Raw genomic sequence first — 12,187 nt, forward strand, 5'->3', positions numbered from 1 at the left:
CAGGGAGTGGTGCCCTCATTTTATAAGGAGCACACCTCGACCCTCACCTTTCCGCGATCCAGCTGGGCCTCAAGAAAGGTTCCGTCCCGCAGGGGAACCCACCTCCCCACCGGCTCCGTCCTCTCCGACGCCACGACCAGCCCCCTCCCCCCATCCTCCAGCCTGTAGCACATCTCGAAGAGGGGCCTGGGTGGTTCCGCCCCGCAGAGCCAGTTGTCCTCGCCCTTTGGTCTGTACCCATCATATTTGCATAACGCATAGAGCTTTTTCCCATCGCTCAGGATAAAATTCAGACCGATATAGGGGAGGCGCGCTCTCCTCCTCTCCTCCCTGGAAAGCTCGCTCCAAACTTTTATTATTGCTGACCATGTCTCAAGGAAGGCGCTCCTGACCGAAGCCGTCCGCCGTATGCCGGCCATCATCAGCCAGAAATAGACCTCGCTGTCGTTTGTACCCCTGAGGCGCTCTTTGTATCTCCCTAGCACCTCCGCGACCCTGTCTGGATAGTTAATAGTTCCATTGTGGACAAAGACCCATCTCCCGCTGGAGAAGGGTTGGATGTTCTCGGGACGGCGGAGCATCTCGAGCGGGAGCTTGCATGGGTTGCTCGCCCTCCGGATGTGGGCGAGCACAATCCTCCCACCGACTTTATCTACCGCTTTGAAAAAAGTATCCTTATCCTCAAATATGGGTAAGGTACTCCGAACAATCTTCGCTCTTCCGCTATTCAGGTAGTAGGCGAGCCCCCATCCGTCGGCCTGGAGCCTGTGCGGGCTGGCGTTACTCTGAGAGAGGAGGGAGCATGGAGAGGAGACAAGGTGCCTCCTCAGGCTATCCCGGGAAACATTGAGCGAGCCGAACAGCCTGCACATGTAAATCCTGCCTCGGTCTATTTTTCCATCTTGGCTTGGTACCTCTCCCTCAGAACCCTATGGAGGATTTTGCCGGTTGCGGTTCTCGGCATTTCCTCGGGCTTGATGAAGTCCACGGATTTCGGCTTTTTGAAAGAGGCCAGTCTTTGTCCTGCAAAGTCGATAATCTCCTTCTCTGTCGCGCTCATTCCCTCTTTGAGAATTACTACTGCCTTCACAGCCTCGCCCCATTTCTCGTGGGGAACACCTATAACGGCCACGTCGAAGACCGCCGGGTGCTTCGATATAACCTCCTCGACCTCCGATGGATACACATGCTCCCCCCCGGTGATAATCATGTTGGCCTTCCTGTCCACGAGATAATAGTAGCCGTCCTCGTCCATTCTAGCCATGTCACCGGCAGAGAAGTACTCCCCAACGAAGGAGCTCTTCGTCAGCTCGGGCATCTTGTAGTATTCCTTGAACATCATCGGTCCCCGAGAATACAGCTCCCCCACCTCCCCGGGCTTGACGGGCTGCTTGTTTTCGTCCAGAATCTTGATCAGGTCCGTGCCGGAGCATTCCTTCCCTATCGAGCCGAGCTTCTTCAGCTGGTCCTCCGGCCTGAGCAGAGTAACTAGTCCAGCCTCGGTGGAGCCATAGGCCTCGAAGAGCTTTGCGTTCTTGAAGAACTTCATTATCTCCAGCTTCGTCTGTTGGCGAACCGGGGCCGAGGAGCATAGAATCTGCTTCATCGAGCTACCATCGAACTTTTTGCGCACCTCCTCTGGGGCGTTGAGAATCAGATTGTAGTGGGTGGGAATCAGGGATGTGAATGTGATTTTCTCCCTATCTATTATCTCTAGCAGCTCCGCAGCGTCGAAGTTGTACTCCCTGTGGATGTAAACCGAAGCGCCGATGTAAGTGAAGACGAACGAGTAGAATGTCGAGTTGACGTGGCACAAAGGCATTACTATAAGGCCGTAGTCGTGCTGGGTGAAGCCGTAGTCCACGGCGTTGAGGATGTAGAAGGCGATGTAGGACTCATGGGTCCGGACGACGCCCTTGGGCTTCCCGGTGGTTCCGGAGGTGTAGAGCTGAATCCAGACGTCTTCGGGGGCAACCCGAATGCCCGGTTCTTCCGGAGACGAGGCTGCCAGCAGCTCCTCATAGTTCTTGTATCCTTTGTGGGGCTTATCTGAAATTGCGATAAAGGCCCCGTCGGGAATATCCGTCAATCCCGGTCTTATGTTCTCGACGGTCTCAATGAACCTCTCGCCCACAATAAGCGCTCTTGCATCTGAGTTGTTTACGACGTACTTGATGTCCTCCGGAGAAATTCTCCAGTTGATGGGGACGGCCACGATGCCGGTCTTCGCTGTCGCGGCGTATATCTCCATGAACTCAAGACAGTTGTAGGAGAGAATACCGACTCGGTCGCCCTTCTTTAGGCCAATGCCGAGGAGTGCGTTGGCAAGGCGGCAGGAGCGTTCGTTGTACTCCTTGAAGCTCAATTGGCGCTTCGCGTCCTTAAGGGCCATTTTGTCCCTGAACTTCACAGCGTTGACGCGAAGAATCTCTCCGATGTTCAGCCAGGCGGCCATAGGCTCACCTCCAATCCCTGTTATTGGATAAAGTGTAACTATAAATATAATTTTCATGACAATGGATAGCAGGGAAACCCCCTGGGCGCCGGGAGCCCGGCCTCCCCATCCGCCCGACGGCACTACCCAGACTCCCGATAAACCAACCTCCAGACATATCTGACCGATGGAGGCAGCGTTGCCTCCGCCGGATTTAAAACCCGGGTTGGTACTGGCCTCCCTGCTCGTAGAATGGAAGGTAAATCAGCCGAGAGTGCTGGACTGCGACCTCATACCTAATGTCCTGAAGGACGCCCGGCTTCTCGGCCTCGAAGGACAGAATCAGGAAGTCGGCCAGTTTACGGGCGCTCTCCTCGTCAATCGTGGTCGGGAGCCTCTCCGCAGTGAATCGCTCTACGCTCCTGTACTGGGGGGGATTTGTTGTGAGCGTCTGCGCCCAATATTTATACACGGGCGGTGGGAGGTCTACTGCGGGCACGAAGATGAACAGGTTCCCGCTGCGGCTCCCTCCGCTCGCGGCGCTCATCAGCCTCGCGACCCAGCCGCCGCTGACTGTCTCACTCAGTATGTTCACCGAGGAGAAGAGCCTCCAGAAAGGCATGTGGACCTTCCTCATCGGCAGCTCTCGCGCGAAATCGCCTATCTCGTGCTCGATGACCACCGGCCCGGCGTCGGTAACAGTATGCAGGGTGCGGCAGTCCTCGCAGAAGACCATGCTGTCCCTGAGCTTGGAGAACGACGGCCTACCGCACCTTGGACACCTCACCTGGACGACCCTCATCTCAGGAGCCCCCCTAGGTCTGCATAGGCCTTTGGAATGTCTCCCTCGGTTATCTCACTACCGTGCCTGAAGAATAGGTACGAGGCGCCGAAAAGCGCAAGTCCTATAACCACCAAAACCCCGCCCAGGGTCCCCGAGGCGCTGAGCAAGCTGAGGCCGAGACCGGCGAGGAGGCCACCGATGGCGGAGCCCGCGGTCATCACTAGGCTCTGGTACAGCGGGTCGCCGGGCGCCCTGCCCGAGAGAATGGACCCGGTTACGCCATCCACTGTTGCGAAGTAGGATCTACCGGCGTACTCGTACCGAGCTATCCAGATCGGGTAGAATATCAGAACCAAAACGCGCGGAATCACATGTATCTTCTCAAAAGTGATTCTGGGGACGCCGGCGCTCGCTCGGGCCATCCCTCTTATCGCTTCGGTGCCCTGCTGCATCGCGTCCGTCGAGGAGGTCGTGACCTCGAAGGTGGGTATGGTGCCTTCCTCGTGAAGAACCGCCTCGCCCCTCATGTTTCGGAGGCTCTTTATGCCAAGATCGCCGGCGTCGCAAGCGATTCTGCTCCATTCGAAATCCCTGAAGACCATCCTCTCCATCGGTATTCTCTCGACCGTGACGCGTCCCTTCGAGTCCGTCCGCCTCCTCTCTTCGTAGCCGCAGACCCAGCCTGCGGCGCGTGCAGTTAGCTTCCAGAACGGAAGGTAAATCGGGTAGAGCTCGGTCAAGGTCGCCCTCTGGGGCAGGTCCCGGGACTTCAGCCCGCTGCCAAGCCACTGCCTCACCGCCGCCGCGGCTCTCTCCTCGTTCATATTATTTTTAAAAGTAGTCTTGAACACCCCCCGCTCCCCCTCGACGAAGAGAAGGGCGTCACAGTAGCCGCAGTTCGTGAACCTCAGGCCCTCCTCTATCGTCAGAGCGCCGCCGCACGAGGGACAGGACAGGTTGATCGAGATGTCGCCCATCCTCACACCTCACATATTCTTTGCGACATAGTACCCCGCGAAGAAAACCACAGGAGCGGTCACCGCCGCCGCAATCAGGCCCCACGGGATGAAGAAGCCTTCGATGATGAAAGCCGCCAGTCCCGCTCCGGCGACGAGGATGTATGGTGCGGCCTGTCTGGGGGGATAATCGGTGGCGAATATCTCCCCAGAGGAACCATCGACAACTGCGGAGTACTTACGCCCTTTGTAGTGATACTCAATTGCCCAGATCGGGAAGAAGACCAGGGCCTGTTCAACCGATTTTCCGGGGAGCTGGTCCAGATAGGCAAGCATATCGAGCTCGGGCTGGAGGAGTTCGACGCCCTCCACATTGTACTTCTGGTCGAAGATTTTCAAATCTCCCGGGGGGATTTTGAGGCTGCGGAGACCCGGAAGGGTCGTGGAGCGGGCCGGCCGGACGACAACGCTCTCCTTCCCGCCGAGGTCCCTCTTGAACATATATACAGGAAAATATGACTGCCTAAGGACAGATATCCTCGCCTCGGATTCCAGATCCCGGGCCATGTTCGAGCCAGCGGTCCACCGCCTGAAGACGCCTTGAACCTGCGTGGCGTTTATCATAAACGGAATAATATAGAAGAAACCAGCACCACTTTTATCGATATAAATTTGGGAGTCGCAGTAGCGGCACTTCGAGAACTTAGCTCCGGGGTCGAGCTCCATAGGTGCCCCGCACTTCTTGCAGTTTATTGTCGCCAACCCTCCACCCCGTGAACCGAAACGCTTTCGGAGGAGAAAAAGGCTGCGCCCCCAACTTATTTATTTACGTCTTCGCGCTATCAAGGAACCATGGCATCGAAGGTCTACTTCGCCAGCGTCAGGGCAAGGGGTGAGAGGGAAAGCAAGGTTAACAAAGTGAAGGGGCTCTTCGACGCCGCGGGCTTCGGCAGTCTATTCGGGAAGGGCGAGCTCGTTGCGGTCAAGCTCCACTTTGGCGAGAAGGGTGGGGACGCCTACATCAGGCCGCCGCTGGTGAGGGTCGTGGTGGAGAAGCTGAAGGAGAAGGGGGCGAAGCCCTTCCTGACCGATAGCTCCACCCTTTACTCTGGAAGTAGGTCCAACGCTGTAGACCACATCCTTACAGCCGCGGAGCACGGGTTCGAACTAGCGGTTGTCGGTTGCCCCATTATCATCGCGGATGGACTGCACGGGAATAACGCGGTGTGGGTCCAAATCAATAAAAAGCACTTCAGAAAAGTCTGCATCTCCGGCGATATCGCCGCCGCTGACGGCGTGATGGTGCTCTCGCACTTCAAGGGGCACATGCAGGCTGGGTTCGGCGGAGCGATGAAGAACCTCGCGATGGGCTGCGCGCCCCCTGCAGGGAAGAGGGAGCAGCACGGCGCGAAGGCAATGGTGGGCGACAGGTGCGAGGGCTGCGGCTCTTGCGAGAGGGTCTGTCCCGCCGGCGCGATCAAGGTCGTGGACAGGAGGGCGAGGATGGACAGGAAGAAATGTGTGGGGTGTGGCGAGTGCATGAGCGTCTGCCCGAACGAAAATATCGAGTTCGACTGGGAAACCGAGTCGGGACCGTTCGGCGAGAGACTGGTGGAATATGCTCTCGGATCGCTTATCGGGAAAAAGGGAAAGGCGGCCTTCATCAACTTCCTACTTAGCGTCTCGCCGGAATGCGACTGCGTTCCCTGGAGCGACGCGCCAATCGTTCCAGATATCGGTATTCTAGCCTCGACTGACCCGGTAGCCATTGACAGGGCCAGTTATGACCTCGTCAACAGGCAGCCCGGCCTCCCCAGCTCCGCTCTGAAGAAAGCCCACGCGCCCGGCGCCGACAAGTTCAGGGACCTGTGGCCCAGAATAGATGCGATGGTCCAGTTCAGGCACGCCGTGGAGATAGGCCTCGGGAGCGAGGACTATGAGCTCGTTGAAATATAGCCCCGTCAGACCCTTTTCAATCTCTTTACACGCAGCCGGCCGGGGGTTCTCGGTCCGGAAATCCCGGCAGCGCGGAAGGTGGCCTCGAGGGCCTCCATTTATGGAGGAGGACACACGCGCGCCACGGGCGAAAAATTGATGCCCCCCCAAGCCCTCCATGCTGAGAGGTGCGGCGCGATGGCTAGGAAGGGGAGCGATGCCGTTGGGAAAAAGGGCGCCGTTATCGGTGAGAGCGGTGGAAGAATGAAGAGGGTTCTTCTGATTTCCGGGAGCCCGAGGGAGCGAGGAAACACGGTGCAAGTCCTCGAGAGGTGCGCGGAGGCGATAAGGGGACGCGGGGTTGAGGCGGAGCTCATCTCGCTCGCGGGAAAAACAATTCAGGCCTGCACAGCCTGCAGGAGGTGCGTGGAGCTGAAAAAGTGCGTGCTGGAAGACGACTTCGACCCGATTCTTGAGAAGGTCAGAGCCGCAGACGGCCTCATCGTCGGCTCGCCGGTTTATTTTGGGACCGCCCGGGGCGACGTGATGAACCTTCTTCAGAGATTGGGCATGGTCAACCGCTCCGGGGACCGCTTCCTCACCGGCAAGGTCGGCGGGCCTATCGCGATCGCGCGCAGGGGGTCCCACACCGCAACGATTCAGGAAATGATGATGTTCTTCCTCATATCGGACATGATAGTACCCGGCTCCACCTACTGGAACATGGTCTTCGGAAGGGAGCCAGGGGAGGCATTGAACGACAAAGAAGGCATGGACACGGTTCTCCACTTCGCAGAAAATGTGGCGGAACTAGTTAAAAAGCTCTGAGCGCTCACCGCTGGGCCTAGGCGTCCGGTCCATCAACAACTTACTATCTCAGCACTCTCCCCGCGATTTACATATATCTGATTCCACTAATTATAAATAGAAACGGATCCTTAAGTTCTCCAGCACCCGAGAGTGGATACATGATCAGCTGTCCAAAGTGCCGTGCGCTCCATGCGTTAGCGATCTGCGGCCTGATACTTATACCCGCTCCAATATTCTTCACCGGAGCATCCTCCAAATCAATTCCTCAATGCCCCAGCGCATCCCCCTCCACACCTCCCTTTCCACCTTGCACTGTGGATGCTGAGGCCAACTCGTCTCGGGAAGCCGCCTTGTTATCGCCGGAAGGGGGGACCTCCCCGAGAGGTACCGGTTCCCTAATTTATGCGATATTGTGTCCCGCGCGCTTTAAGGACGAGCTTGTCCCCCTCAAGAACTGGAAAACCAAGAAGGGCATGAATGCCGAGATATTCACCCTTGAAGAGATGCTCTCGGCCTATACAGGAAAGCCGGGGGTGCCAACGTTCGCAAAGGTCCATCAGTTCCTGAGGAATCTATATAGAACCAACCCCGAGCTGAAGTGGGTGCTCGTGGTGGGCGACGGCGACGCCGACTCAGAGACCTTTCCCGTGCCCTACATATTCACCAACGCCTCCCACGACGACAGAATGGGGGACGAGAGCATCCTCGACTATGTACCCTCGGACGTGATGTACTCCGGCCTCAACTATGACTGGGACACAGATGGTGACGGCCTCTACGGTGAGTTCGGGGAGGAGGACTGGGTCCCGGAGGTCTACGTAGGCAGATGGCCGTGCAAGTACGAGGGGGAGGTCACGATAAATGTGAATAGGCTCCTCACCTACGAGAGAAACCCCCCCATCGGTGATTGGATGCGCTCCGCCCTGTTTGCGGGCGCCCTGTATGATATTCCGAACATCGTCAACCCGGACCCCAACCAGTGGGTCGAGAATATGTACGAGTGGACTCACGACAACGGCCGGACGCCGATTCTCCAGGCGGCGGCCCAGTTCCCCTCGTATATGAATAAGAAAATGCTATTCGATTACAACGAGACCTACGGCGGCCGCTACACGAAGGAGAATGACACCCTCGATGAGGTGGCCTTTAGGGCAGAGATGAATGCCGGCTACGCGCTAGTTACCACTGCATCCCATGGGTGGATAAGTGGGAACGGCATTAACCACTACTTCGGGAACGGCTCAGACCCCCAGCTGCCCGTATATTCAAAATTCAAATCATTCTATTTCTGGACTGACGCGAGGGATGCCTCGAACGGCGACCGGCTGCCCCTGATGTACTCCTCCGGATGCGACGTTGCCAACTTCACAACATTCTGGCACTACACGGTGGGTGAGAATAGGGACAAGACGCTCGAGCAGCTTCTGAAGAACGCCGGGGGTGGCGCGATTGGGTTTATATCCGGAACCAATGGAGACTACTGGAACCCCACTGATGGTAACTGGTGGCTTCAGGTGACCTTCTGGAGGCTGTTTTTCAACGGCTCATACAGGCCCGGGGAAGCCCTGTATAAGAGCAAGGTGGAGTATGACAACTTCCTCCGCTCCCAGATGATAAACACCGGCCTCCCCAGATACCGCCAGAACAAGGCGGTTTACTGCCTTCTCGGGGACCCGGAGGTGCCGGTCTGGACCGATATCCCCTCGACGCTTCAGGTCACTGTGGACTGGCCCTCGCGGCTCCTCACACTTCCCCAGACCGTCAACGTCACGGTGCGGGACGCCTCCACGATGACCCCGGTGAAGAACGCGATGGTGGCCCTCACCTCGCGCGGCACTTTCGCACGCGGCTTCACCGATGTCTCCGGGAGGGCCAGCGTGCTCGTCGAGCCCGAGGACCCGGGCTATATCAACCTCACCGTCACCGCCCACAACTACCTCCCCCATGAGAGCACGCTTGATGTCGAACTCGCCCCGGCCGACCTGTCGGTCACCCCGGCCAATATCAGGGTTATCTCCTCCGGGCCCGTGGTGGGTGAGGGCGAGGAGGTCACGATAATGGCCAACATAAGCAACCTTGGAAGGCTACCCGCGGAGGAAGTACTCGTCAGGTTCTATGACGGAGAACCCGGGAGCGGCGTCGAGATAGCGAGCCGGACCATTCCTTCCATACCGCCACGCGAGAGAGCCGCCGCCGAGGCCAGATGGACCGCAACCGGCGGCTTCCACCGCCTCTATGTATGGGCGGACCCATTAAACACAGTGACCGAATACGATGAAGAAAACAATCTGGCATCCATCGAGTTACTAGTCGCAGCGCTTGACCTGACTGTCACTCCCGAGAATATTCGGGTCAGTCCCGCGGTGATGCTGAGGGGCGAGCTGACCGCCGCCAACGGCTCCACCCTCACAATAAATGTTACAATCCTCAACCGCGGCGGGGGCTCCGTCGAGGGCGTTTATGTCCGCCTCCTCGACGGAGAACGTGACGGCGGGCTGCCGATAGAGGGGGACAAGAGAATCGACATCATTCCGGGCGGAGGGAGTGGTTCCGCAGAGTTTCTCTGGAGCGACACCAGCGCCGGCCGTCACACCCTCACCGCAATCGTGGACCCCCTCGGAAAGCTGGTTGAATTCGACGAGAGCAACAACGAGGCCAGCATCTCGCTCCGCCTCGACGCCCCGCCCGGCTTCTACAGGCCGCTTGACCCCGCGTTCATAGACGAGGACCGGGGCCAGAGCATCGCCTTCGACCTGCACGATTACGTGACGGACCCGGACACTGACCCGTCGGAGCTTGTCTTCAGCCTCGTGGAAATAACAAGACCGGAGGCCAACGTGACCGTCACGCCCCAGGGTCTCGTAGGCTACAGGCCCCTGCCCGACTGGAACGGAGTCGCCATCGTTACGGTCGCCGTATCGGACGGTGTCTCGGAGGCGAGGGCGAGCTTCGAGCTCACCGTGAGACCGGTCAACGACCCGCCCCGGATAGAGCCGGTACCCGATGTCGAGTTAGAAGAGGGAGACTATTTCCACTGCGTCGTCAACGCGTCGGATGTGGACATCGGCGACATACTGACCTTCTCCGACGACACCCCTCTCTTCGAAATCAACTCCTCGACAGGAAAGATATCGTTCACGCCGAAGAGGAGCGATGTCGGACGCCACACGATCACAATCACTGTGAAGGACTTAGGCGGCCTCTCTGACTTCTTCGTATGGAAAGTAACCATCGTAAAAAGGAACCATCCGCCCCAGCTCCTTCTCGGGCCGGAGGTGGTGATTCGGGGGGTCGAGAGGAGGCCGGTGATTTTCAGGTTCAACGCGTCCGATCCGGATGGGGACCCCCTGACCTTCTCGGACGACTGCCCTTTCCTAGATGTCGACCCTCTTACGGGTGAGCTGAACTTCACACCCTCAAGGGGCTCGGCCGGGAACTACAGCTTCAATATTACAGTGCGCGACACCGGCGGCCTTTCGGACAGCCGCCCCGTGGCGCTCGTAATAGACCCGGCGCCTGCCGTCCACCTTAACGGAGAAACCCGCCCAGCCGTGGAGATGGTCCTCACGGTTTCGGCTATCCTAACCATTCTCGTTTTGGTAGCGGTGAGTGCGATTTTATCCCGGAGGAGGGCGCGGATTGCACTGAAAACCGTCGAGAGGGAGAGATACGAAAGAATCTACGGTGACGGCAGCTATGCCGCGACCCGGCACGTGTCCGGCCGGGTGGCGCCTCTTCCAAGAAAGGAGGAGGAGGGCCAGGCCCCGGGGGGAGCTGAGGGCAAGAGCGGTCCGAGGTGCCCAAAATGCGGCAGCGACCGGGTGCAGCTTTTCGAGGACGGAGGCGGTATCTGCAATATATGTGGAAAAGTAATTAAAAAATAAAATAGAAATAACCCGAGCCCAGAAAAAATCACCCTTCGAATTTTGTATCACTCTTCGATAATTGTATCACTTTTCGAGCCTTGTCCGATAAGGTTTTTATGGACCTCCGGACGAAAAAGAAAGCCAGAGGTGAGGAGTGATGAGAAAGCTCGCACTGACCGTGGGTGCGCTTATGGTGACCGCAATGCTGGCGGGGCTTGTCCCCGGGCTGGACCCCCTCGACCCTAAAGACTCAATGAAGGACTCGGACGGAGACCGCCTGAGCAACCTTCTCGAGTTCATCTACGGTACCGACCCGAACTGCAGGGACACGGACAACGGCGGAGCGGACGATGGCTGGGAGGTCTATTACGACCTTAATAGAGCGCACTGGCCAGTGGGCAGCAGGTGCCACCAGCTCTACGCCAGATACGACAGCGACGGAGACGGCTTCCCGGACGTGAACGTCGACCCGAACTACAGGTTCGACCCGACCAACTTGTGGGACGAGGCCGACCTTGCGGACCAGGACGGCTGGAGCAACCTCAGGGAGTATTTTGAGGGAACCGACCCCACAAACCCGGATACCGACAGTGATGGCAGGATGGACGATGTTGACCCGCAGCCATTGATTCCGAATGATGAGTGGGGCCCCGGCGGGGGAGGGAACATAGGCCAGAACAGCGGCCAGGGTCAGGGGCTCGGGCAGGGAATGGGGCAAGGCATGGGCCAGGGATATGGCCAAGGAATGGGTCAGGGCCAAGGCAACGGCCAGAGCCAGATCCCCGGCAGCGGGAACCCGGGCGTGTCCGGCCCCGGCCAGGGCTCGGGCAACGGCCAGAACCAGCCCGGGCCGCTCCCCTACCATGGCCAGGGAACCCACTATGGAGAGGGCTGGGGGAATGGCCAGAACATCGGTCCGGGGCCCGGCTTCACGCCTCCGTCCAGAATAAGGGTGATATATGCAGAGGCGGGGCGTTTCCTCAATCCAGACGGCAGCTCCGCTACTGGCTCCGCATCGTGGGTTAAGGGGAAGCCCTTTACCGTGCGCGGCCTCGTCGAGGTCTACAATGAAGGCCTAGACTCCTGGGTCCCGATTGATCAGGCAATGGATGTTGTCATCCAGCTCAACCAGACCGGCGCTTCTTATACCCTCTGGGAGGGAAAGGCGGGCGACAGGGGCAACGGAGCCTTCGAGGCCACCTGCGTGATACCGGGGAATGCGGCTGGTGGAGCGGGGGTCATCGCAATCCATGCCCTCGGGAACAGCGCCGCCGGCGAGAGCTGGCTTGTGGAGGGGTGAGAAGACCTCTCTCCCCTTTTTCCTTTCTTTCCTTTTTTCAGCCAGTGGACCCTCTGGCGCAACCCACGCAGACCCTGCGCCCCTCCAAGTCCCGCTCAGCCA

At 58.4% G+C, this 12,187-nt stretch carries 9 protein-coding genes; 4 read left to right on the plus strand and 5 right to left on the minus strand.

Annotated elements, in window-relative coordinates; genetic code table 11:
- Positions 1-20: 20 nt before the first annotated feature.
- The 5 genes from QW379_00880 to QW379_00900 form a co-directional block, all read right to left on the minus strand.
- Positions 21-872 carry a class II glutamine amidotransferase gene (locus QW379_00880; protein MEM2868964.1) on the minus strand — a complete coding sequence of 284 codons (852 nt, stop codon included), beginning with the start codon at positions 870-872 and terminating at the stop codon, positions 21-23.
- A gap of 17 nt (positions 873-889) precedes the next feature.
- A complete protein-coding gene (locus QW379_00885) occupies positions 890-2,455 on the minus strand; it encodes a long-chain-fatty-acid--CoA ligase (GenBank protein MEM2868965.1) in 1,566 nt (521 codons plus the stop codon).
- Between the two features lie 193 nt (positions 2,456-2,648).
- Entirely contained in the window at positions 2,649-3,236 is a 588-nt protein-coding gene (locus QW379_00890) for a hypothetical protein (GenBank protein ID MEM2868966.1), read from the minus strand.
- Positions 3,233-4,195, minus strand: coding sequence for a hypothetical protein (locus QW379_00895; GenBank protein ID MEM2868967.1), 963 nt, complete (start codon positions 4,193-4,195; stop codon positions 3,233-3,235). Before QW379_00895 ends, QW379_00890 begins: the two co-directional genes overlap by 4 nt.
- A gap of 9 nt (positions 4,196-4,204) precedes the next feature.
- Positions 4,205-4,936 (minus strand): zinc ribbon domain-containing protein, encoded by a 732-nt coding sequence (locus QW379_00900; protein ID MEM2868968.1) that lies wholly within the window; start codon positions 4,934-4,936, stop codon positions 4,205-4,207.
- A 90-nt stretch (positions 4,937-5,026) separates the two neighbouring features.
- Here QW379_00900 and QW379_00905 point away from each other — a divergent pair, with 90 nt between their 5' ends.
- From QW379_00905 to QW379_00920, 4 genes are all read left to right on the plus strand, one after another.
- Complete coding sequence (locus QW379_00905; GenBank protein ID MEM2868969.1) at positions 5,027-6,130, plus strand: DUF362 domain-containing protein; 1,104 nt, start codon at positions 5,027-5,029, stop codon at positions 6,128-6,130.
- Between the two features lie 243 nt (positions 6,131-6,373).
- Positions 6,374-6,937, plus strand: a complete 564-nt coding sequence (locus tag QW379_00910; GenBank protein ID MEM2868970.1) for a flavodoxin family protein — start codon at positions 6,374-6,376, stop codon at positions 6,935-6,937.
- Between the two features lie 140 nt (positions 6,938-7,077).
- The gene (locus QW379_00915; protein ID MEM2868971.1) at positions 7,078-10,803 is read left to right on the plus strand and encodes a C25 family cysteine peptidase; all 3,726 of its coding nucleotides are present in this window, start codon (positions 7,078-7,080) and stop codon (positions 10,801-10,803) included.
- A gap of 139 nt (positions 10,804-10,942) precedes the next feature.
- Positions 10,943-12,085, plus strand: coding sequence for a hypothetical protein (locus tag QW379_00920; protein MEM2868972.1), 1,143 nt, complete (start codon positions 10,943-10,945; stop codon positions 12,083-12,085).
- The last annotated feature ends 102 nt before the right edge of the window (positions 12,086-12,187 follow it).

The organism is Thermoplasmata archaeon (assembly GCA_038851035.1).
Taxonomy (GTDB): domain Archaea; phylum Thermoplasmatota; class DTKX01; order VGTL01; family VGTL01; genus JAWCLH01.